Genomic DNA, 22,850 nt, shown 5'->3' with positions numbered 1-22,850 from the left:
GCTATTCCTCCCGTGTCAGGCGTGGGTTGGTCCGGCGAGAGGGGCGTCGACCCGATGGGCTGTGGGTGTGACGCTGTTGGCGCCGAGGCCGATCGCCTCGTACACGTCCGGCTTCGTCATTCGTAGAAACACCGCCCAGCCGATGCCGGCCAGGGCAGCGAGCGCGTAGGCGGCCGGGAACATCCACCTCAACGGGCTGGTTGGGGTGACGCCGAGGAGGGTCGCGAACTCGGCGAGGGTCACCCAGAGCACGACGGCCAGCAGGATCGCGGCCAAGCCAGGCGCGACGAGGCGCCTCCACGCGCTCTCGCCGTGGGGGTGGCGGGCGAAGTAGCCGACCACGGCGGCTGAGGTGCCCGTCATGAGGATCAGCACGCCCAGGCCGCCGGTGACCGTCACCCAGAAGAACAGATGGACGATCGGCTCCGCGCCTGCGGCGGCGTAGCCGATCAGCACACCGAGGGCGAGTAGCGTCTGGGCGATCGATCCGGCAGCCGGTGCGCCGGACCGGCGGCTGGTCCGCCCCATCCATTCGGGCAGCACGCCTTCCCGGCCCAACGCGAACGAGTAGCGGGCGACCGTGTTGTGAAACGCCAGCAACGCGGCGAACAAGCTGGTCACGAAGAGGATGTGCATGATGTCGACCACGGTCTGGCCGAGGTGCGGCAGGACCAGGTTGAAGATGAGTTCGGTACCGTCCGCCGTTGCCGCGTCCACGATCCGGTCCGGGCCGGTGGCGACCGACATGGCCCATGCCGACAGGCCGTAGAGCAGGCCAGTTATCGCGACGGCGATATAGGTGGCGCGAGCGATCGTCCGCCTCGGGTCCCGGGTCTCCTCGGAGAACACGACGGTTGCCTCGAAGCCGACGAAACCGGTGATGGCGGTGACGAGCGCGGCGCCGATCCCGGCGGCGAACAGATGCGATGGGGACAGGGTGGCCAGGCTGAGACCGTCGTCGGCGGGGTGCCTCAGCATGACACCGTCCGCGATCACCGCGACGAGGATCTCGGCGCTGAGCATGACCGCGAGAACCCGGCCGTTGAGGTCGACCCGGAGCACGCCGAGGAGACCGACGATCGCCCATGCGGCGAGCGCGTAAACCCACCACGAGATGCTCAAGCCGGTCCGCGGGTTGATGAAGTCGGCTGCGACGGCGCCGAAGCCGCCGTAGAGGCCGATCTGCATCGCGTTGTAGGCCACGAGAGCGACCAGCGCACCCGCGACACCGGCGGGTTTGCCGAGCCCGTGGGTGATGTAGGTGTAGAACGCTCCAGCGTTGAGGATGTGCCGGGACATGGCCACGTAGCCGACGGCGAACAGGGCCAGGATGGCCGCGACAGCCAGGTAGGCAACGGGGATACCGGTGACGCCGGTGATGGCGAATCCGGTCGTGGCGCCACCCGCGACGACCGTGAGGGGCGCGGCGGCGGCCACGACGAAGAACACCACGGACGGGACGCCGAGGCGGTTGCGGGCGAGGGCGCTGGTCACGGTACTGACCCGGGCAGTTTGGAAACTGGTCACGGGCAACTCCGGGGAGAGGGGGTTTGTTGGAGGGGTGAGGGTGATCAGGTGCGATGAGCGAGCACGGCGTCGCCGATCGCGGCCTTGGTGTGGGCGAACAACTCCCTCATCGGGGGCCACAACCCGGCCGCGATGTGACGGAGGTATTCAGAGGCTCGCGACGGAGCGCCTTCCAGAACGAATGTGTCCAAGCCCGTCGCGAGCGTGAGCCCGGCCAGGCAGGCGGACTCGTAGTCGAACGGCTGCTCCTGCCGTAACCGCATCGAGAGCGACAACCACGGCCAGGCCGCTTTGTTCATATCGGTCGGGACATAGATCGTCTGGGTCGGCCGCAGCAGCCGACGCGATGTCACCGGCCGGAGCTGACCGGCCCGCAGCAGCCGCTCGGCCACCTGCCTGCGGGCGTCCTGGGAGAGGAACATCAGCCAGTTCCGTACGGTGTGCCGTTCCGCCTCCATGACCAGGGTGTCGAGCACCGCGTGGGAAACAGCGTCGGCCGGTGGAGTGCGGTCCACGACGACCAGCACGCCATCTCGAACATCAACTCGCCGGTCGGAGATCAGCTCTCCGAGCAACGCGCCGGCCAAGCCGATCTCGACCGCGCGGGCGTGCAGCCTCAGCCTTCCTGTTACGTCATGATGGGCCAACCGGAAGAAGTCATCAGCGAGCACAACCCACGCCCTTTCACACAGCGGTCAAGCGAACACACGACGTTTGTCCTGCCCGCCGCCACGCCTTCCCCGGCAGCGACAGCGGGCAGGAGACTCAGACGCGCCAGATGAACACCAAGTCCTCTGGCAGAGCGCCAATTCCGACGGAGGCCAACGTTTGTGCGAAGAGCGCACCCCACGCCGATCCGGGAACACCTTCAGCAGGAGTGAGGCCGCGCCGTTCGAGTGCCTCGTAGGTCAGCCGCTCAGCGGTACCCGCGTCGACCAGGTTCATTCGGCATCCGCACGGCGACCGGTAGCAGCGCCGTCCGTCGGCGGATTCGAGCGGGCACAGCGGCAGGTCACAGCCGTTGCAGACCAGCAAGCCCCACAGCGGATAGAGGTTGCCCGGCACATTCGTGCCCCCCACCATCGCGGCGAGGATCTTCATGGCGTGCAGCCGGGACCGGCATCCTGGTCGGCCACACCCACAGCCCTGTGGCGTCGCTGGATGCGTTCGATAGACGTCGGCAGCAAGGTTCACCATGCGCGAGCCGTTCAGACCCGACACGAGAACGCTCATCGCGTCCACCCCTCTCCGGCCGCTGCCCGGGTCCCGCCGCGCCGTTCGGGCACGGCCGCAGACCCCGGTAGCGTGAGGGCGTTCAGCGTTGCGCCTATGGCGTCCATCTCGCCTCCTCCGCACCTCGGAATGCCGGGTATCCGCCGCGAACCTGTCGCCGCTGACCCCACCCCAAGCCATAGACACATCGCTTGCGGTGCTTCCACGATCACGGTTCGTGGGTACCCCTGGGAACACCGGTCTAGGGGGAAAGTTATGGGGAGACTTACCGGTCGCCAATCGTCTGACCTGGGCTTTTGTGTGGGAGGCAAGATCGGGACCAGCGCTGGTTGGCGAAACCAGGGGTTACGATCTCGCCGCCGAGGTCCACCCAGGACGGACCACGGGCTTCTCGCGTCTCGTTCCGGAGGTGCCGGTGATCAGTCCCTACGTGCGTCGTCGCCGACTCGCCGCCGAACTCATCCAGCTAAGGGAGGAGCACGACTACTCTGCCGAGCGACTCTGCAAAGAGGCGAAGATCGCCAAGCAGAAGCTAAGCCGTATCGAGAACGCGAGAGTCCGACCGGATCAGGACGAGATCATGCGGGTCCTCGACCACTTCCGGGTGGACGAGCAGCGGTGGGAACAGATCATGACCATCGCTCGCGAATCCCAGGAAAACGGTTGGTGGGAAAAGTTCCGCGTCGAGATGGGGCCACGGCAGGCGCTCTACGCGGACCTGGAAGCGGGCGCGGAGCACATCGCCGAGTACCACATCACGCTACTGCCAGGCTTGTTGCAGATCCCGGCGTACACCCAGGTTCGGGCGGTAGCCGATCGTGCGGCCTATCCCCGCAGATTTACAGTTGAGCGAGCGTTGGAGGCGCGAGCTGCCCGGCAACGGGTCCTTGACCGGCCCGGCGGACCCACGTATGAAGTGATTATCGATGAACTCGCTATCCGTCGGTACGCGGCGCCGCCGGAGATCGTCCGGGCGCAGCTCGACCACCTGATCAACGTCGGTCACGAGAAGAAGAGGATCACCATCCGGGTGTTACGGCTGGACGCGCGGATTGCTGGCAACGCGGTACCCCGGTCCGCATTCTTCAGCTACCGCTACCCGGACCCGAACGATCCGGTGGTCGTCGCGGTCGACACCATCACCAGTGACCTCGTCCTCACCGACCCGGACGAGGTCGCCAACTACGCCGCCTTGTACGAACGGTTGCGAGCCGCGGCGCTCAGCCCCGCCGACAGCCTCGACTTCCTCGCCAGCGTGGCGGAGGAGCTGCCCGACTACACCAGGAGATGACCATGCACGCCGAGAAGTTCACCAACTGGCGCAAGTCCAGCCGCTCCGGCGGCGGGGACAACTGCGTCGAGGTCGCCTTCGCACCCAACGGCACCGTGGGCATGCGGGACTCGAAGGACCGGACCGGACCGGTGCTGGAGTTCTCGCCGGACGAGTGGGTGGCGTTCACCGGCGGGGTCCGCGACGGCGAGTTCGACGCGTAGCCCTGGGCTGCTGGCTCTTCGGCGCGCCCGGTCCCCGGGCGCGCCGCACCGCCCCGGCTACCGCAAGTGTCACCGCTTGTAAACGCTGGTTCACGCTGCCATGCTGGCCTGCGGGCACCGATCACCCGCCCGCCAATCCCGCACCGCCGTAGAGGGGAATCGGATGGCGCCCCGCCGTCGCCGCGAGTTGCCGCGCAACGACCTGCTGCGCGCCGCTCGCCTTCGTCTGCTATCGCCGACCGGGTCAGGACTGCCGATGTCGCGACGAGAACTCGCTGACGCCATCAACGCCTACCTCGCTGGCCGTACGAGGAGCGTCATCGACGCTAAGCAGATCGGCAAAATGGAGCAAGGCAAACATCGCTGGCCGGGCGCCCTCCGTCGTGAAGCGTTCCGCGTGATCCTCAACGCTGACAGCGATCAGGAACTTGGCTTCTACATCGCGCGGCAGCGGGTCAGCGAGACGGACCAGCCGGCCTCAGGCCAGACATTCACTGATCTCGCCCCCTTGACGGCTTGTGGACCCGACGCGACAGCCATCACATCTCTCGACTCACTCAGGCGGGCCGTGGACAACGCGGTATGCACGTCCACCATGAGCCCCGCCAGCCTCGATGATTGGGAAGAGGCCGTCACCGAGCACGGCAGAAGGTCCCGCACCCGCCCCGCAGCCCTGCTCCTAGACGAGCTGCAAGCTGACATGGTCGACCTGACCGCGCAGCTCAATGGTCGCCATCCCGCCTCGTCGCACCTGCGGCTTACCCACGTCACGGCACGGATGGCAGGACTGATCTTCCTCACCTTGATCAAGCTGGATCAACGAGGGCGGGCGCGTACCTGGGCGCGGACAGCCCGGATCGCGGCCGATGAGGCGGGCGACCGCAGTCTCCGTTCCTGGGTACGTGCGCAGGAGGCGTACGTGCACTACTACAGCGGCGACCTACGCGAAGCCGTCACCGTGGCTGCGCACGCGAGGCAACTCGCCGGCAACCGCCACTGCGTCGGTGCTGCCCTTGCCGCCGCACTCCAGGCACGTGCCCACGCTGTCTTCGGCCAGGTCCGCGAAACGCGTGCCGCCCTCGACTTTGCCGAGGCCACCCTCGGAAAGCTCGACGCCCAATCCGCCGTTGCGTCCGCGTTCGGCTACAACGAAGCCCAACTCCGCTTCCACGAAGGCAACGCCTATACCCACCTGGGCGACACCGCCGCCGCCTGGCACGCTCAGCGGACCGCGTTGACCCTCTGCCCTGCTGCCGACTACCTCGACCGCGCCCTGATCCACCTCGATCAGGCGGCCTGCCTCGCCCGCAAGGGCGACAGCCGGGAAGCCATCGCCGTCGCCACCGAGGCGATGACCGCCCTGACCGAACAGCAACGGACCGGCATGATCGCCACCAGAGGGTTGCAGATCATCCAGCTCCTACCCCGTCCGCACCGGACCCTGCCGGCCGTGGCTGAGTTCCGTACCCTGCTTGGGTCGAACACCCTCAAGGGAGAGGCAGATCCATAGTGGCCCCGCACGTGACCCCCGCCACCAGGCAAGACGCCCCTGCCATCGCCGATCTCCTCGAAGAGATGGACCGCTTCTACGGTGAGACTCAATTCGAATCACCCGATGTACGGGCAGCACAAATCGAGGAGCTGCTATTCGGCGACGCACCGGCTGCGTTCGTCCTACTGGCAAAGCATGACAACGAGGCTATTGGCCTCGCTACTTACACCTTCTTGTGGCCTGCGGTTGGTATCACTCGATCCCTTTACCTCAAAGAACTGTACGTTCGCCAAATCTGCCAACGCGCCGGCATCGGCACTCTGCTCATGCGACATCTCGCCGACATTTGCGTCCAGCACAAGTGCAGCCGGATGGAGTGGACAACGGACCGTGACAACAGTGCCGCGCAGAAGTTCTACGATCGACTGCCTGCGCCGATGAACAGAGGCAAAATCTTCTACCGATTGGACGCCGAGGCTATCGCACGACTCGCCGGGTAAGACGGGGCGCCGCCGCATACCGAATCGTCTTATTGTCTGGGTGGGAGGGCCGACCTCGCTACTCCTTCGCCGCACACAAGTTGTTTTGTTAAGGTCATCTGGCCTCACGTCGGCGCCAGTCGGACGTCCGCCACCACGCGCCGACACCGAGCTACTGTGCCTGGAGCAAGGCGATAGGACATGCGGGTTGATCTCGTCGCGTTTGGGCATCAGTTTCAGCATCGCTGAACGCTGCTCGGTATTGTGGGGCTCGTCGCTCTCAGCGGACCGAGGCGGATGTCTGCTCGATGTGCTCGAAGATGTCCGCGTCCGTCTCTCGTTGCCACTCCGGCATGTCCGGCCAGTCGGCCACATACGAAGGCTTGGGGTTCGGAAAGTGCCTAAAGATCTGCGCAGTCCAGCACAGGGCGACGAAACGGCCCTTCTGTTCCCTGGTCAACCTTGCGGTTGCACCCTCGGCCGCCTCGATGAACTGGCGGACCTGCTGGTACACGGCGGCAGCGCTTACCCGCTCCCATTCGGGCGTATCTTCCCAGCGCGTGACATAGCCCGACTTCGGCTCGCCGGGATAGTGCCTACGGACTCCAGCGATCCACGCCTCGCGGAACACTCGTCCCGGTTCTTCGACCTGCACGCTGGTCCTCCCTCTGGTCGTTTCAATCCGCTGCCCCCGTCAGGGCATTGATCTGGTTATTCAGGTGCTGCACATGACTGTCAGCAAGAAACGGCTGCAGGTGGTGTTGCAACCGGTGAAGTTTGGCGCCGACCACACCCGAACCGCTTTGACGGGCAGTATCAAGGACGGCGCTTCCGTAGAGCACGATCTGGTGCACGTCGCTGCGCTGAACTCCGACCATGGCGAGATCTGCCAGGACAGTTCCGCGCCGTCGCATGGAGAGCTTTTGTGACAGCGCACCGGCCAGGACCGGTTCGGCCAGATCTGGGCGCCCTAACTCGACATAGCAGGCTCCGCGCTCCTCGGCGAGCCGGGAGCCGTCGAAGCGCAACCATCCGCCGTTGTGGATTCGTCCGGGCAGCCGGTTAACCTCTTCGGCTTGGTCGAGTGCCCGCCGGCATCCGCCGAGGTCTCCGAGGCCTGCGAGGGTCTGTGCTCGCACAGTATGTGCCCAATGGCGGGTCGACAGCGCGCTGTCTCCGTTGTAGGCCAGGCCAACGGCAACTTCAAGCATTGGTGTGGCATGACGGAAGTCACGCTCGTAGACGCTGATGAAGGCGTGGCGGATCATGGCACACGCCCAGAGGTCGTAGGCAGCAGCCTCTCGGGCGGCGGTTGCGGCCAGGGTGTAGCAGTGTGCGGCCTCGCTGTATGCGTTCGCGTCGAAGGCGATCTCGCCAGCGAGCTGGAGCAGGTCGGCGGTGATCCCGCAGAGACGGCGATGTACAAGTGTCGTGTGGGAGCGGCGTAGGTTGGCCGTGAGCGTACTGAGCTGACCGTTGACCAGCGGTGATACTGCCATCTTGGACTCGGCTGCGCCGAACGCTGCCCACAGACGGGCGTTCAGAGCTTCATACTCGTCGAGCGTGGCTGGGTCTAGGGGCTTAGTCCCGTCCCTGGAGGATTCGATGCGTGCCCAATCGAGCTGGCTGCCAGGGACAGGTGCGGCCAGGAGCGCACCTGTCAGGCTCAGCAGGCGTAGCAACTCGCGGCGGTTCATGTCGCCAGTGTCCGTGATCTCCACGCCGGTCAGCGACTCGTCGCTGTGATCATTGCCAGCGCCGAGCGCCTGGCCTGGTGGCATCCGGCGTAGATCGTCGTCAGTGTGACGTTGGCCACGGGTGGTGTAGAAGCCTAGGTCAGCATCGCGAGAAGCCTTCAACACCGCACGGAACGCCTCCCGGGTCGCGGGTTTGGGCCAGCGGTGTTTCCCCCGTTCAAGCTTCCCGACGTGATTGGCATTCAGGCTGGTTCTTGTGCCGTAGGTGTCCCAGAGATAGGCGTTGACCGCCTCGGCGACCTCCTGCCGGGACATCTGCCGACCTGAACCACTTGGGGACCGAAGTCGGCGACGGGCGTCACTGAGCAGGGTGTTGGGGCCCTCCGACTCATCCGACTTCGGTGCCATCCCGTCACCGCCCATCGACTATCTGGTCGTCCATGCGGACGGCCTACAAACTCCCGGCCGCCACACACCTGGTCTGCCGAAACTCTGTGTTCGTCCTGATGAACGGCCCCATCCTCCGTGGTCCGGTTTGCCGGAATGCCAGGGCCAGAATGCCAGCGTGGGCGCCTGATCACAAGGCGCGTAGCCGACGGGAAGGTCGGTGCGCCCTCGCGGGCGCGGCGCTCTCATGAGCGCCGATCAGGCCGGCGAGACGTTGAGGGCTATCAGCGCGTTGAAGGGGATGCTCGCCCCGATCGCGACCGGGCTCGCTGCCGGCGACGGACCGGCGCGCTGGACTTCACGCGGACGGCTATCGAGCAGGTCGGCAGCCAGATCTGACCCGGCCGCCGAGTGGCAGCAAGAGACTCGGGTGACGACAAAACTTTTACGTACCTATGGGCGTACCTCCCGGGCGCCCCATGATGCACCTCCGGGGTACCGAGGGACGCCCCTTTCTGGTGATCTTCCACTCCTATTCGATGTCGGGTTTGGTGGTGGACGGCAGCGAGCAGACGGCGATTCCCCAAGATCGGTTGTGGACTGGCATGTCGATTGGTGCATTTCTCGCCTTGCCGCCGGATGGGACCTCGCCGTCCGGCTTTCAACTGTGCATTCGGGAGGGCCCAGGAGATGCCAATAACCAGGGTCCCCGGGAGGTGGAGATCGATGCTCGCGTGGGCCTCGCACACCGCCGCATAACACCCCGTTGCCGGTTTCCGTGAACACCCTATTCGACAGAGCGAGGAGCACGGCCGGGTGGACGCTTTGCGCATACGACCACGCCGCAGTTTGGAATCAACGGTCTGGTACTACCAGAACCCGGCGAAGGATCGATGGGTGACTGTGGTTGGCGTCTACCCCCAAGGCGAGATGGTCTACTACCTGAGCCTGCGCACGATCGCGCGTCGCGGCAGGGACGGCCGGTCGCGGGTCCACTTCGAGGGGCTGTTCGTGCCTCCGTCGGAGAAGAAGGCGGCGCTCCGCCCGGACGACACGGAGCTGGCTGAGCAGATCAGTCAGTGGCAGGTGCTCAGCATCGCGCGGGCCGGGGTTCTGGGCTGGGTCGACGCGCGGGAAGGGTTACGTCCCGAGGCGGATTGGTGTCCGCACACGGTCACTGTCTCAGAGCTGGTGAACCTCACCGGACTGCGCTGGGCTGACGAGCACGTCCGCCGGGAACTAGAACGCCTGGACTGGCCGGACGGCAGCCGTCGACGCCCAGCCCAGCACCGCTGGCGTGAAGCGACCATGGCCCGGCTGGCGGCCCGGCAGGGGCGGACCAACTCGCTGCGCGACCATCCCGCACTGCTGACGTACCGGGCCGCGAACGCCCTGAAGGCGGTCGTCGAGGACGACCAACACACCGTCCTGCTGTGGGGTCTGGAGGTTATGCCCCATATCGCGAACGGCCTCGCCGGCCTCGGCTACATCTGTCGAGGGCAAGAGTGGCTCCAGGTCGGTCAGCTACCTCACCGGGCAACCGCCGCCGCGCACCTGCTACTCGGCTGCGGCCCTCGCCACCCCTCCGTCCGACCGCGGGCCTCGCCACTACAGCGGCGCTGATGTCCCCATGACCAGATTCGGCGGTGCCTCATCCCGCCCGGTACCGCCGACCGGTCGCCGACAGGCCGCCAGATCCGGGTTGCCCGTCGCCGCACCGCCACGCACTACCGCAGAGCGAGCGGGCTGCATAACACACCGGTGGCAGACGCCAGTGCCGCCAGCGGTGATTCCGACCAAACCGAATAGCCCGCTCCCACCGAAGCCCTCTGCCCCGGGACAAACCAGCGGGGTCCCAGGGCGGGCCGCTCCTTACCGAGCACCTCCAACCCGCTGATTCACCCCAGGAAGGTCCCCTTTGTACCGCATGATTCGGAGCGTCGTCGCTGCGGCGATGCTCATCGGCCTCCTCGGCGCTGCCGCACCAGCAGCCGCCGAGACCGGCAAGCCGACCGCCGACGGGCCGACGGGCCGACGGTCGCGTACCGTCCCTTCCCACCCGCTCCGGGTGGAGGGACCACCCCCGGCGGCCCGCCCCGCGAACCCATCAGTCCGATGATCGTGGGCGGTCAACCCGTACCGTTGCCGAACCCGTACCCGGCCACCGCGAGTCTCCAGTTCCACAACATCGCCCGAGACGACCCGAATTGGCACACCTGCGGCGCCTACGTCGTCAACATCGGCCCCCGGCGCGACGTGGTCGCCACCGCCGCGCACTGCGTCACCGAGCGCAACACGAAGACGATCAAGGATCCGAACCTGTTCCACTTGCGTATCGGCTCGGCCGACCAGTCCACCGGCGGTGTCGTCGCGTACGTCGAAGCGATCGCCACGCCCAAGTTCTGGGACTGGGGCATGACCCCCGGCGTCGGCATGGACGGCGACATTGCCCTCCTGCGCCTGGACCGAAACGTGCCCGTCAACGGCTTCCCGATCCTGCCCCGCGCCAACCGGCACGACCCGGTGAAGCTCGTCGGCTGGGGACTCACCGAGGTCGACGGGACGGCCACGCCGAAGCACCTTCAGGAACTGAACGTCGAACTCCGCACGTCCAGCGAGTGCGCGGCGGGGGCGATCACCGTCGGCGAGCTGTGTCTCGACAGCCCGGCCGGCACCGGCGCGTGGTTCGGTGACTCCGGTGGCCCCGCCCTGCAACGCATCGGCGGACGCTGGTTCGTGGTCGGGATCGCCAGCCGCCAAGCCAGTACCGGCCCGGGTCGAGCCATCTACACCGACGTGGGCACCTACCTGTACTGGATCTTGAGGACGGTCGCCACCGATTGGGCGGACGGTCGTCACGCCGAACCCGAGCACACGCTGACCCGCGTCTCCTGAACACCCGTACGGCCGGCCCAACCCACTGGTCGGGCCGGCCGCACGGCTCAACTGATCGTCTACCCCGCATGGGGCTGTGCCGGCGCCCTCCCGCCCGGCCGGCATCCCGAAGGAACAACCAGAGCATGAGACTGCCCAGGCCCGAGCCGACGCGGCATCACCTCACCATCAGCGCCGCCGTGCTAGCCCTTCTGCCAACCGCCGGCATCATCGTCAGCGGGTGCGCGCCATTCCCATCCGCACCAGCCGGCCAGCGACCCGCATGTGTGGACTGGGTGAAATCAGGTGCACGTGAAGAAAGCGGCTGACGGATGACTCTGCTGGACGTGGTTAACGAACTGGACGAGATAATCGGCCAAGTCATCGACGCCGACCGCTCCTCACCGGACCAAATCCTTCGTTTCGCATTCGTGGTGCTTGCAAACGAGTCCGGGCAGTTACTCCTTCATCAGCGCTCACCAGATAAAGAGGACTACCCGCTCTACTGGTCCGGGTCGGCGGCAGGGCACCCCATCAGCGGGGCGAGCTACCAAGACGCGGCCTCACGGGAGCTTATGGAGGAACTGGGTATCAGGGTGTCTCTCAAATCTGTCGGCAAGTTCTATTCGGCGCCTGATCGAAGAATGGTAGGGGTCTTCTATGGGCGTTACGACGGGCCGGTCAAAATCGACAGACGCGAGATCACTCGGGTCGCACACGTCGATCCGCGAGACCTGATGGAGCGGGGACGAACGATTCCGATTACGAGCTTTGTCGAGCGATCTTTGCCGCTGATCCTCCCCCTCCTGGAAGCCACGGACCAAGCCGGCGGCTCAGGCTAGCCCGCCCCGCTGGATCTCGCAACGCCGACCCCGATCCGTGCGATTAGCCTGCGCGACAGGTGGCGACGCGGGTTAGCCCAGCCTCGCCTAGGATACGACGAGAGCTATGTTCGTCGCGCCGACAATGCAGATCATAAGGACGCATATGGATGTAATGCCCCATGAGGTGATTTCGCTACATGAAAGCCTCGCCCTGCCAACTGTCGTCGTTGATGGCCTTGTCGACCTCGCTGTAGCCTGTAACCACATTGTCGACGCCATCCAGACTGCCAACCTCAGCGAGAACCGGGCCCAAATCCTGAGCTATTCGGTAGAGTCGGATCGCCGCAATGCGAGGCACACGCGGGAGGCTGTCCACGAATTGGCGCTGTCCGCGTTGGACTACATTGACCATCTGATCGTTATCTACGCCCGACGTGCAGCTACCTATGCGACGTATGTAGTGCGAGTTGCCGGAGCCATCGCAGCCAGCAGACCGGCCCCAGAGCCCCTGAGTGCGCCTATCGAACCCTCACAGGTCATCAACGAACCGCATGTCTATGTGCCACTCGTGCGTTTAGGGCAGGACCACGAAGATTTGACGCACGCCCACGAGGCGGTCATGGGCGCGCTTTCGCGCATGTCACGTGATGCTGTCGCGTTCTATGGAGGTGAGTGGATCATGTGGCGTCGTCCGGCAGGGTCTGTGGAGGTTGATACCGCCCTACCCTGCACTCTCCATGCTTACGCCGCAGCACTCACTTCTGCCATCGGCAGCCACTTCGCCTCAGCCTAGATCTCCTTGTCATCCCGCCTTGATTCCAATCGGTAATCACGGAGGCCAGGGGATGTCCTTATTGATAGGCAAGGGGAGGTCCGCCAAGGGAATTCCCAGGGCCTTACACAAGACTCGCCGATTGTCTTCGTCTGGTTCTCTGTGACCCCCCTCCCATCGCGAGATCATCGATCTTAGCGATCCGGTGTCGGGTGGCTTCAGCCCGTAAGCCCTCGCGACGCATTGGAATTCGTAGGCCAGCCTCAGTTGAGTCCAACGGCGCTGTAAACGTGCCCGTCGAATTGTCGCACCAGCCGCCTGCGCGGATCTGCCTCTCGATAAGGATGTCATAACCACCTTCCCTTGAAGCCCTGATAGAGACCCCGGCATGCCTCCCGCCGAAGTCACGATGTAAGAACCGTTCGCCGAGAACAGAGGCCGCCGCTATCGCTGGCCTTTCCCATGTCCCCGGTGAGCCCACCATCCGCACGGACGAAGAAGCGCGAGTTCGAGCCGACTGTGCCGGTCGACCACGCCCCGAGACACGCCCCGCGCCTCCGGTCCCGCTGCAACGCGTGTAAGCCCCTCCCCCCAGGGCTGCTGGGTCGGGCCTTGCCCGGCCGGTATCGAGGAGACGCCCCCCAGCGCCTCCGGCCAGTGGCCACAACCGGATCTTCAACTAACAGTTGAGTTCAACGCTGACCGAGTCTAGACTCGACACCGTCGATGTTCAACCCATAGTTGAGGCGATTTCACGTTATGTGATCATCCTGCGGGTGGGATCTGGGGTGGTGAGCGGTGTCGGACAGTCGGCTTGCTGCCAGAGTGGAGCGTCTGTTCGACGCCATTCGTCCTGAGGGGCGCAATGGACGGACGTACACCAACGAGGAGGTCGCTGCGGCCATCCGAGGCTCTCACCCTTCCGTGCGGGTAAGCGGCGCGTACCTGTCGGCAATCCGAAAGGGCACGAAGAGCAACCCATCCCGCGAGCTGCTAGCTGGGCTAGCCAACTTCTTCGGCCTGCGGAAGATCTCGTTCTTTGTGGACGATCTGACAGCCGAGCAGGTAGAAGCGGAGATCACCTTCGCGCGGGCGCTCGGCGACGGCCAACCGGTCGAACGGGTCGACGCGGAAGCGACTCTCGCTCTGGCACTGGAAAACCACGGCGTCAGGATGCTCGCGATGCGCGCGCTGGCACTCTCGCCACAGCGGATCGCCGAAGTAACGAAAATCGTCAATGACATCCTCAACGAAGATCAAAGCGATGACGATGATCACGGCAGAGCGGACGAACAGGATGAGGCAGATGCATAATGCCGCTGACAGTCGCGATCTGGCGGGCCCGAGACACGATCGGGGGTGGGTCAGTGAACCTCAGAGCCATGAGTAGAGCCTGCACCGCCTTGATCAGCGACCTTGACCTGCCGATACCCACCGAGCCGCACCATGTGATCGCCAGCCTCTGCGACCGCATGGCGCAGCGGCTAGACCGGCCCGTCCGGCACCGCCTGGTCCCCTTCCCGCCCGGCGTCAGCGGCATATGGGCAGCCAAGAACGACGCGTACTACATCCTGTGTGAAAAGAACACGAGCCCGTGGCACCAGATGCTCATCACCGGGCACGAGATGTGGCACATCGAGACCGGCGACGTTCTGACGGCAATTCCAGCGGACATTGTCATGGATGCATTTTTTCCATCCCTGCGCCCTGACGCTGTGGTCCGCATCGCGGCTGCACGGACTGACTGCACCGGCTCCGGGCCGGCTGGCCTGAGCGGCAAGGAGGACGCTGCGCGAATACAGGCGGAGCAGGAGGCCGAACTCTTTGGGTCGATGCTGGCGGCCAAGGTAAGCCGTTGGCTACCTCGGCAGGAGTGGACGGTCCCGCCATATGCGCGCGGCGTTGTGGCGCGTTTGGAGTCGTCGCTCGGCCGCGGCGTCGAGCCCCAAGGACACAAATGAGCGGCGGGTTGTGGGTCGGATCGGTCCTTGGCTTTGCCGCGTTCCTTTATAGGCTTGGCGACCTTCTTGCCGACCCGCGCAACCCGACCCGGCGGGCCTTGTGTGCCATGCTCCTGATCGGTTCCTGCACGATGCTAGCCGTGGACCCGGCGTGGATCGCTGCGGTCAACCGGTGGACGGGCGTGCCCAACTTCGCTGCCGTCTTCGCCTACTGCCTCGTCGTCGCTTTTGCCGCGTCCATTCAAATCGTCCTCACATTCTGGCGGTACTCGCCAGCGACGGCTTGGCGTCGATCGCGCTTGTGGCTGCTCGGATACGGCACGGTCATCATCACGATGATCGTCTTATTTCTGCTCGGAGACGCGCCTGTCGAACGCCGGGTAGACTTCGATACCTACTATGCCCGAACGCCCTACATTTCGGGGTTGATTCTTTGTTATCTCGTGGTCGGCAGTATCGCCTACGGCAGCATTGCGGTAGCAACGTGGCAGTGGTCGAAGGTCGCCGGACGTCCACTGTTGCGACGCGGGCTGCGGTTGATCGTCGTCTCAATGAGCCTTGCCCTGGCGAGCCTTATCTGCAAGCTTGTCGCCGTGTTCGCCCGCTGGTTCGGCCTCAATCTAGACTTCCTCAGCTCGTCAGTCGCTCCCGGGCTAGTGGTAGTAGCGGCAGCCGCGTTCGCTGTCGGAAGTGTGTTTCCGGTGGCAGGCCACCGCTTGGCCCGGCTCTCCATCTGGGCTCGACGCTTCCAGTCATACCGGGCACTCTTTCCGCTGTGGGACGGGCTCAGGACGGCCACCCCACAAATCGCTGCACCGATACGACTGCCGTGGTGGGATCTCGACCTGCGCATCACGCGCCGTCTCGCCGAGATACGTGACGGGATCCTAGCCGTACGCCCTCACATCAATCCGGCTGTGGCCAAGACGGCAATGCGACATGCGCAGCGGGCCGAAGTGGAAGGCGCCGACCGTGACGCTGCGGTCGAAGCAGCCTGCCTCAAATACGCCATCAAGGCAAAGGCGCGGGGGGAAGCCTTCGCTCAGGACACAAGACAAGAAGATAGACGAGTAGCCGGCGGTGTCGACGGCATGGACGAGTTCGACTGGCTCGTAAAGGTCTCACGCGCCTACTCCACGCTGCCTACGGCGGCCCACTCAGTTGCTGATGACACTATCGGAATGCATGGTGGCAACCCCGTCGTCCCAACATGACGGTCGCCGACTCAGCTGAGATGAAGGATGCCCGTGAATACACCAAGGCGTGCGGTAGTCGCGGGGGCAGGACTAGCCGGCACGCTCGCGGCAGCGGTGCTGGCCGAGGACGGGTACGCCGTAACGGTCATTGAGCGTGATCGGTTGCCGACCGGACCAGCCGCTCGCAAAGGCGTCCCCCAGGCCCGACATGCTCACCTCCTCTGGTCCGGTGGAGCGCGGACGCTGGACTCCCTGCTGCCCGGCACGACCGACCGGTTGCTCGCCGCCGGAGCACACCGTATCGGAGTGCCAAGCATGCTCGTGTCCATGTCCGCTCAGGGATGGTTCCAGCGGCACCCCGACGGCCGGCAGTTCCTCATCACCTGCAGCCGCGATCTCCTCGACTGGGTGATCCGCGACCAGGCCCTGAGCGCCGGGGACATCGATGTCCGCGACACCACCGACGTCCTGGAGCTGCTTGGAGACGCCACCCGGCTTACCGGCGTGCGGATCCGCGACCAGCAGACGCAGATCATCGAGGATCTCCACGCCGAGTTCGTAGTCGACGCCACCGGCCGCGGATCGCACGCACCCGAGTGGCTGACCCGCCTTGGCCTACCAGCAGTCCGGGAGGAGATCGTTGACTCCGGCCTCGCCTACGCCACCCGACTCTTCCGCGCCCCGGCCACAGCGACACATAGCTTTCCGGTAGTGAACGTCCAGGCCGACCCTCGGGAACCACGCCCCGGACAGACGGCGACGCTGCTGCCGATCGAAGGGGACCGGTGGCTGGTAACGCTGTCTGGCACCCGGGGAGGTGAACCCACCACCGACGAAGACCGGTTCGTCGAGTTCGCCCGCAGGGTTCGCCACCCGATCGTGGGTGACCTCATCGCATCCGCCCAGCCATCTGGACCGGTCATCGGCTCCAGGAGCACGGTCAACAGGCGGCGCTACTACGAAAGATTGCCCCGCTGGCCACACGGCCTCGCCGTCCTCGGCGATGCCGTCGCTACCTTCAATCCCATCTACGGACACGGGATGTCGGTCGCCGCACACGGCGTCGCCGCCCTCCGCGACGGCCTGAGAAAGCATCATCACGACCCGCAGGCCGCCCAGAAAATTCAGCAGGTGATCGCCCGAACGGTTGAGCCGGCCTGGCTGATGGCCACCGGGCAAGACATCCTCTATCCGTCCGCCATCGGCCGACGTCCACCCGCCGCAGCCCGGCTCGCCCAACGCTACTTCGAACGGATGATGAGAACCGGCATCAGCCGTCGCGCCGTCGCGTACGCCCTCCTTGACGTCTTCAGCCTGTCCGCGTCCATGAGATCTCTACTGTCGCCGCGAATCGTCCTGGAAACGATCCTAGGACCCAAGCGACCACCGCCGAGCGAACCACCACTCACTGCCGAAGAACTTTCCGTGTAGCACTCGGAGACCCAACACCAGCGCTCCCCATAGAGCCATATCAACCGTAGGCCCTGCCAACCCTGACGAGAGTTGTGCAGCAGCAGGACACATCGCGCGGCAGACAGCGGCGGTCGTGCGTGTACCGCTCGACCGCCGCCCGCCCTGAAGCCGTTGCAGCGCTGTCAGGAGTCAAATACTCCTTAGCCGCCGCCGGTGGTGACGTCCGCGTTCACCCCCACGCGGACCTCATGCTAGGTGTTGTCGATCCGGATCGTGTCTCGATAGCAGGCCGTCGAGATCTGCGCTCGGTAGCTGCCGTAAAGGCCACCGATCCGTCTGGTCATGTACCCCCCCGATGGGGTGCGCCCGCTGCCGATGGTCACGCCCGTGCCGGCGTCCCACACCCGCCAGCGCGTGTCACGACAGCCCCAGAAGGTGACGTCGATGAAGCGACCACTGGTGTTGGCTGAGATGGTGCCGGTCGTGCAGCCACGGTCGAAGATTCCCCCGATGAATGGCGCGCTACATTCGGCACTGGCAGCCTGAGCTGGAGTCCCGGCGGCGACGAGAGCGCCGCTGAGCGTGATGAGGAGCGCGACCGCACTCGCGATGATCCTTTTGCGCATGTGTTTCCCCCCTACATGCGATTCCTGCTTCTTCTCGTCGTTGTCAGGTCTGTGGGCGCCGCGTGTCGACCACCCCCTTGGCAGTGGTTGTTGGTCCGCCTGCCGGCGGAGATCAGGCGCGCTGGCTGGAGCGCGGTTGAACGACAGGGAGCGTTCGGTGCGCCCGGAAGGCCACATTGGGTTTGAACCGCGACCGGTGGCGGGCGGCGAGCCGCAGTTGCGGCATCGCCTCGGCGAGTCGCACCAGGGCGACCCGGGCCTCCAGTCGGGCCAGTGCGGCACCGATACAGAAATGTGGCCCGTACCCGAAGGAGAGGTGACCCCGGTTGCCGGAACGTGACGGGTCGAACCGATCCGGATCGGCGAAGGCGGCCGGGTCCCGGTTGGCAGCACCGATCAGCACCAGGCATCGGGCGCCGGGCGGAATCAACACTCCGCCGATCGTCACCGGCCGGCGGGTCACCCTCAGCCACCCGTCGATCGCTGGCCCGAACCGCAGCACCTCCTCCACGAAGGCCGGTACCCCAGCGGGCTCGGCGCCGATCCGCGCCCACCGTCCCGGCTCGGACAACGCCCGGTCCAAGGCGTGCGCGAGCAGCCCAGCGGTGGTCTCGTGCCCGGCCACCAGGAGGTTGAACGCCAGACTCGCCGCCTCGGCAGCGCTGAGCACGGCATCGTCGCCGCCACGGTGGCGCAGCGCGCGGCTGACGAAGTCGTCGCCGGTGGCTCCCTCGCGGAGGCGCTGTGAGACGAGTGCCTGGCAGTAGTGCCAAAAGTCGAGCAACGCTTGGGCTAACCGGACCTGCTCGGCCGGCTCCGGCTGGCCCCAGATCAACGCGATCTGCCCGTCGGCCCACCTTCGGATACGGGGCACGTCCCGCTCGGGCACGCCGAGGATGTCCACCACCACCAGCAGGGGTAGCAGCGCGGCGAACTCGGACACCAGGTCGACCACCCCAGCCCGCCGGTCGGCAATCCGGTCGACCAGCTCTGCCACGCGACGATGCACGATCGGGCCGTACTGGTCGGCGACCCGAGGGCCGGTGTTGGCGAAGGTGGCCCGCAACGCCCGCCGGGTGCGGGCGTGCACCGGCGAATCCGCTGCCGCCGTGGTAGGCGGTACGTCCAGGCGCATGACGACGCTCCGCGCCTCCGGACACATCTCGTAGATCGGTGCCAGGGTGAGCGCGTTGCCGAAAGTCCCCGCATCCGCCAAGGCCCGATGCACGTGCTCATGGCGACTGATCAGCCACAACCCGAGATCATCGGCGAAGTGCACATCCTCCGGCGCGTTCAACAGCTCGCGCCAGACGACGGCCGGGTCGGTGAGGTAGGCGCCGGTGAATGGCCGCAATTGCATCGTTGACCTCCGCTGGATGTGGATGTTGAGCGTGAATGACATCTGCCGTCAAGAGAGCAACCGGATGCGGTTCATCGGGTCGACTCTTGGTTTCGCCTGCGATGAGGAACGTAGCGGGAGATCACAGCTTCGGCTACGTGTCGCCTTGTGACTCGCAAGCCACTTCGGCGCTTCTACCAGGACGAACGACAAGCACATCCCGACACCGCGCGGCACATGCCGACACATCGAGTCACCCGCCGTCATCTAGCCAATCGCACACCCGGTAGAACAGATTGCGAAGGGTGAGACCTGCGAGACGCACGATGGGGTCGAGATGACCTCTGCGAGGGGGGACCGTGCGTGCGGGAATCGCACAGCCGTGTCGGGTGTCTGCTCCCAGCGCCCGACACGGCGCACATTCATCTAACACGAGCAGCGGTATGACGAGTTGTGAAGGTGGTTGTTATGGCCGGGACCGGTGAAGACTCCGACGACTACCGGTCGTCCCTTGATCTGTCCGAGTCAGTTGACGACGGCAGTCCGGGTATTCAGACACGTCGCGTCGATGGAGGGTTGGCGTTGCCGCCCGTGCCACGGCGTTTCCGATCAGATGATGCCGAGGTTCTGTGGCTGCGTGCGGCGCGGCTTAGCCCGCCGTGCGCCGTGGTCGGTTTCGGGTCCGCCGACGGTGGAGTTGGTAGGTCGGCTATTACCGCAGCGGTGGGCGGGGTCTTGGCGCTGGCCTGCCCCGATCCTGTCATCGCCATCGACGCCACCGGCCGAAACTGGGGCGGACTCGGGCGCCGGATCGCCGGCACGTCGCGTAGCGTTTGGGACGCCGTAGACAACGCGTGCATACTCACCGACAGACAATCCGTTGAGCGATACGTTCAGCACGGCCCCACTGGGCTACACGCACTGGCTGCGGAGGAAACGGCAGCCGGGGGCGCGCGACGAGCGCCGATGCTGCATGAGACCTACGCACTGGTTGAACGGATCCGCCAAGTCTACTCGATCGCCCTCCTCGATCTACCGCAAGTCGAGGTGCGAGGCACCTGGTCAGCGTTGGCCGGTTGCGCCGTTCCCGTCCTCGTGTGTCGGGCGACCCGCGAAAGTGTTCAACACACACTTCGCCTCCTGGCACAGCTTCGCCATGTCGCCGACGGGTTAGCCGATCAGGCAATTCTCACCCTGGTCGTTGGTCGGCCGCACAACCCGCGAGAGGTGCGGCTCGCGCAGCAACAAGCCGCCGAAGCCGCGCATGCCGTCGTCACCGTGCCCTGGGATCCCGTACTGGCGCGACCCGAGCCAATCGACGTACGACAGCTCGGTGCGGCGGCTCGCCGGGCAGTCGTCAGGTTGGCTGTCGAGATCGTGACCAGATGCCCTTCCGTTCAAGCAGTGACAAATGCGCAGAGGGACGCCCAGGTGGCGGGCACGTCGTCGGTAGGGGATTGAACGTCGTCGGTAGGGAATTGAGTAGCCAAGGAGGACAGACGATGTCGAACATCGTAGATGACGAAGGTGGTTCCCCCGCTTCTCGTGGGCAGGCGATACTCCAGGAGGTGACGCGCCGACCACGGCGGCGTCTTCCCGTCACGATCCTCGCTCTGGTAGTGGCAATCGCGATCGGCTCCGTGCTCGCTACCGCGATCGTCTATTGGCCGACGGACCGCCGCGAGAGCGCGCCAGTTGCGGCGCCCTCCGGCAAGCAGCAGAGTCCCGACGGCGTTGGGTTCTCGGTGACACCTGCCACGTCCCACGGCGTCTACGAGTCCGTGGGCCGGCCCTGTGTGGCCGTCGGGTGGGCTCCGATCGCAGCGGAGGTTGGCGGCAAGCCGGGCAGCGATCCCCAAGAGAGCAGCACCGTCTTGGGTTCCATGGCGACGTTGAGATGCAGCGTCGCCCTTGGCGAGGGTGAGACCCACGGCGTGGCGATGGCCGAGATAACGATCTTCGGCAACAGCAGCGCAGAAGGTACGTACGAGGGCCTCCGACGCACGATTCCCGGCGACATCGTCCTGACGCCAATATCCGGGCTGGGCACCGCCGCATACGCCTACGTAGAGAAGGACGCAGGGCCGGCGGTGGTGGCGTATGACGGCAACATGCACATAAGGCTCGTCTGGGTGCCACTGCAACGGCAGATGCTTCCCATGTATGGCGGTCTCGCGCGAGCACTCGCGGAGGTCGCTCGCCAGACGATGGATTACCTTCGCGTCTGAGCTGACGTCACCCGCAGAGGACCCACATCGTGAGGACCCCCTGGCCAGCGGCCAGGGCGCCCTCACGCTGTGCTACCCGATCACGAAGGTGACTTTTACAACTAGATAGCGGTCAACCATGTTCCGCTGTTTCAGTTCTGTGACGTGCCCGCTGCCGGAGATACACCTGCAGGTATTTGATCTTTATGTAGCGAGTAAGCGGGATGTCCCTGCTGCTGACAGCATTGCCGGTGTGCGTTGCACCGATGTGGGGGCGCAGGGGAGGGTTTGCAGGTTCGAGCGGTCGGGATTGCCTGGCTGCTGCCTCAGGCGTGGCTCTGTCCGAACTGTCTACGGCGCGATGCGCGGGGTGTACGCGCGGTCGGTGTTGACAGTCCCAGCCCGACCCGTCGTTGTCGGTGTGGACAAGGCGCGGGCGTTCCTGCTCGGGTTGCTCTCCGATGTAGAAAGCCGGTCGTGTTGGCAGTTGACGGAGCAGGCCGGACACGCATCGCCGCATGCAATGCAGCGGCTGTTGGGTGAGGCGGTCTGGGACGCAGACAAGGTGCGCGACGATGTTCACGGCTATGCGGTCGACACGCTTGGCGCCCCGGACGGGGTGCTGATCCTGGACGACACGGGTGATCTCAAGAAGGGTGAGCTGGCGAGAACGCTGTTCACCGTCGACGATCAACGCATCGTCCGGGTGCCGAACGGAAGACGGTCGCCGCAGGACGCCGCACCGCGACTTGGTCGACGGCCGGCACATCGACCTCGGCGAGTTCGGGTTCATGTACGCGTCGGTGTAGCACGTCAGGGTTCTCCCACATCTGCTGGACCGTGACTTGGCCGCGCTCACCGATCAGCTCTACCTCGATGCGGCAGAACCGGTCACACGGGTACTCGACGACGAACGTCGCCTGTGGGCCGGGTCACCCGCACGTCCTCCGCGCTGACGCCTAGCAAGCACGCGCCGACCCGCGACATCGCCGAGGTGGAGCGGGTAACCGCCGCGCACTTGGCCCGGCTGGACCGGGCGGCGGCGGTCGTCGCCGCGATTCGCGCGCCGGTCTAGAACAGGCCGCCGCTACGAGATCGATCAAGCGCGGCATTGCGGAACGAGGGTTGCCCCGGCGGTCGGAACCAGTCAACGGGGCCGCTTGTGCCTGTCGGCAGTCAGGACGGGAGCTGGCTGCGGCACTGTTCGCGCAGGGGGCCGACCGCAGAGATCGCGTCCAGGCTGCGGGTGGCACGAGGCGCAGCATCCAGGTGGCGCCGCTCTCCCGGGATGTTGGAGACCGGCCGCGTAGCGGCTGGCGCGCTGCACTC

General features: G+C 65.6%; 22 protein-coding genes. 15 read left to right on the top strand and 7 right to left on the bottom strand.

Annotated features, from left to right (window positions below; all coding sequences use genetic code 11):
• Nucleotides 1–15: 15 nt before the first annotated feature.
• The 3 genes from O7626_RS30310 to O7626_RS30300 all read right to left on the bottom strand — a co-directional run bounded on the left by O7626_RS30310 (nt 16) and on the right by O7626_RS30300 (nt 2,760).
• Nucleotides 16–1,494 carry an APC family permease gene (locus O7626_RS30310; protein WP_278064450.1) on the bottom strand — a complete coding sequence of 493 codons (1,479 nt, stop codon included), beginning with the start codon at nt 1,492–1,494 and terminating at the stop codon, nt 16–18.
• A 77-nt stretch (nt 1,495–1,571) separates the two neighbouring features.
• On the bottom strand, nt 1,572–2,198 hold the full coding sequence (locus O7626_RS30305) for a GPP34 family phosphoprotein (RefSeq protein WP_278064449.1): 627 nt from the start codon (nt 2,196–2,198) through the stop codon (nt 1,572–1,574).
• A 94-nt stretch (nt 2,199–2,292) separates the two neighbouring features.
• The gene (locus O7626_RS30300; RefSeq protein WP_278064448.1) at nt 2,293–2,760 is read right to left on the bottom strand and encodes a hypothetical protein; all 468 of its coding nucleotides are present in this window, start codon (nt 2,758–2,760) and stop codon (nt 2,293–2,295) included.
• Between the two features lie 415 nt (nt 2,761–3,175).
• Between O7626_RS30300 and O7626_RS30295 the strand changes: the two genes are divergently transcribed.
• The 4 genes from O7626_RS30295 to O7626_RS30280 all read left to right on the top strand — a co-directional run bounded on the left by O7626_RS30295 (nt 3,176) and on the right by O7626_RS30280 (nt 6,246).
• Nucleotides 3,176–4,051, top strand: a complete 876-nt coding sequence (locus O7626_RS30295) for a helix-turn-helix transcriptional regulator (RefSeq protein ID WP_278066380.1) — start codon at nt 3,176–3,178, stop codon at nt 4,049–4,051.
• A complete protein-coding gene (locus O7626_RS30290; protein WP_278064447.1) occupies nt 4,048–4,254 on the top strand; it encodes a DUF397 domain-containing protein in 207 nt (68 codons plus the stop codon). Before O7626_RS30295 ends, O7626_RS30290 begins: the two co-directional genes overlap by 4 nt.
• A 163-nt stretch (nt 4,255–4,417) precedes the next feature.
• Nucleotides 4,418–5,764, top strand: a complete 1,347-nt coding sequence (locus tag O7626_RS30285; protein WP_278064446.1) for an XRE family transcriptional regulator — start codon at nt 4,418–4,420, stop codon at nt 5,762–5,764.
• An 11-nt stretch (nt 5,765–5,775) separates the two neighbouring features.
• Nucleotides 5,776–6,246 (top strand): GNAT family N-acetyltransferase, encoded by a 471-nt coding sequence (locus O7626_RS30280; protein ID WP_278064445.1) that lies wholly within the window; start codon nt 5,776–5,778, stop codon nt 6,244–6,246.
• A gap of 259 nt (nt 6,247–6,505) precedes the next feature.
• On the opposite strand, the gene O7626_RS30275 is transcribed toward O7626_RS30280, so the two are convergent.
• Both O7626_RS30275 and O7626_RS30270 read right to left on the bottom strand, forming a co-directional pair.
• Complete coding sequence (locus O7626_RS30275) at nt 6,506–6,880, bottom strand: hypothetical protein (RefSeq protein WP_278064444.1); 375 nt, start codon at nt 6,878–6,880, stop codon at nt 6,506–6,508.
• Between the two features lie 22 nt (nt 6,881–6,902).
• Entirely contained in the window at nt 6,903–8,237 is a 1,335-nt protein-coding gene (locus O7626_RS30270) for a transcriptional regulator (RefSeq protein ID WP_278064443.1), read from the bottom strand.
• An 888-nt stretch (nt 8,238–9,125) separates the two neighbouring features.
• Between O7626_RS30270 and O7626_RS30265 the strand changes: the two genes are divergently transcribed.
• The 8 genes from O7626_RS30265 (at nt 9,126) to O7626_RS30230 (ending at nt 17,367) form a co-directional block, all read left to right on the top strand.
• Nucleotides 9,126–9,932: a hypothetical protein gene (locus O7626_RS30265; protein ID WP_278064442.1), complete on the top strand. Its 807-nt coding sequence runs from the start codon at nt 9,126–9,128 to the stop codon at nt 9,930–9,932.
• Between the two features lie 492 nt (nt 9,933–10,424).
• Nucleotides 10,425–11,204: a trypsin-like serine protease gene (locus tag O7626_RS30260; protein ID WP_278064441.1), complete on the top strand. Its 780-nt coding sequence runs from the start codon at nt 10,425–10,427 to the stop codon at nt 11,202–11,204.
• Nucleotides 11,205–11,515: 311 nt separating this feature from the next.
• Nucleotides 11,516–12,025, top strand: a complete 510-nt coding sequence (locus tag O7626_RS30255; protein WP_278064440.1) for an NUDIX domain-containing protein — start codon at nt 11,516–11,518, stop codon at nt 12,023–12,025.
• Nucleotides 12,026–12,131: 106 nt separating this feature from the next.
• Complete coding sequence (locus tag O7626_RS30250) at nt 12,132–12,800, top strand: hypothetical protein (RefSeq protein WP_278064439.1); 669 nt, start codon at nt 12,132–12,134, stop codon at nt 12,798–12,800.
• 804 nt (nt 12,801–13,604) lie between these two features.
• Complete coding sequence (locus tag O7626_RS30245) at nt 13,605–14,093, top strand: hypothetical protein (protein WP_278064438.1); 489 nt, start codon at nt 13,605–13,607, stop codon at nt 14,091–14,093.
• An 89-nt stretch (nt 14,094–14,182) separates the two neighbouring features.
• Nucleotides 14,183–14,740 (top strand): hypothetical protein, encoded by a 558-nt coding sequence (locus tag O7626_RS30240; RefSeq protein WP_278064437.1) that lies wholly within the window; start codon nt 14,183–14,185, stop codon nt 14,738–14,740.
• Nucleotides 14,737–15,954: an MAB_1171c family putative transporter gene (locus tag O7626_RS30235; RefSeq protein WP_278064436.1), complete on the top strand. Its 1,218-nt coding sequence runs from the start codon at nt 14,737–14,739 to the stop codon at nt 15,952–15,954. The genes O7626_RS30240 and O7626_RS30235 overlap by 4 nt, the downstream gene beginning before the upstream one ends.
• A gap of 27 nt (nt 15,955–15,981) precedes the next feature.
• Nucleotides 15,982–17,367 carry an FAD-dependent monooxygenase gene (locus O7626_RS30230; protein ID WP_278064435.1) on the top strand — a complete coding sequence of 462 codons (1,386 nt, stop codon included), beginning with the start codon at nt 15,982–15,984 and terminating at the stop codon, nt 17,365–17,367.
• A 233-nt stretch (nt 17,368–17,600) separates the two neighbouring features.
• On the opposite strand, the gene O7626_RS30225 is transcribed toward O7626_RS30230, so the two are convergent.
• Nucleotides 17,601–17,975 (bottom strand): hypothetical protein, encoded by a 375-nt coding sequence (locus O7626_RS30225; RefSeq protein ID WP_278064434.1) that lies wholly within the window; start codon nt 17,973–17,975, stop codon nt 17,601–17,603.
• Between the two features lie 112 nt (nt 17,976–18,087).
• A complete protein-coding gene (locus O7626_RS30220) occupies nt 18,088–19,335 on the bottom strand; it encodes a cytochrome P450 (protein ID WP_278064433.1) in 1,248 nt (415 codons plus the stop codon).
• Nucleotides 19,336–20,280: 945 nt separating this feature from the next.
• Between O7626_RS30220 and O7626_RS30215 the strand changes: the two genes are divergently transcribed.
• The 3 genes from O7626_RS30215 to O7626_RS30205 all read left to right on the top strand — a co-directional run bounded on the left by O7626_RS30215 (nt 20,281) and on the right by O7626_RS30205 (nt 22,365).
• Complete coding sequence (locus O7626_RS30215) at nt 20,281–20,775, top strand: hypothetical protein (RefSeq protein WP_278064432.1); 495 nt, start codon at nt 20,281–20,283, stop codon at nt 20,773–20,775.
• A gap of 41 nt (nt 20,776–20,816) precedes the next feature.
• Nucleotides 20,817–21,542, top strand: a complete 726-nt coding sequence (locus tag O7626_RS30210) for a hypothetical protein (protein ID WP_278064431.1) — start codon at nt 20,817–20,819, stop codon at nt 21,540–21,542.
• Nucleotides 21,543–21,942: 400 nt separating this feature from the next.
• The gene (locus O7626_RS30205) at nt 21,943–22,365 is read left to right on the top strand and encodes a transposase (protein ID WP_278064430.1); all 423 of its coding nucleotides are present in this window, start codon (nt 21,943–21,945) and stop codon (nt 22,363–22,365) included.
• Nucleotides 22,366–22,850: the final 485 nt, after the last annotated feature.

Source organism: Micromonospora sp. WMMD1102 (genome assembly GCF_029626265.1).
Taxonomy (GTDB): domain Bacteria; phylum Actinomycetota; class Actinomycetes; order Mycobacteriales; family Micromonosporaceae; genus Plantactinospora.
The sequence above is the reverse complement of the archived record's forward strand: the minus strand, read 5'-3'. Positions and strand labels throughout refer to the sequence as shown.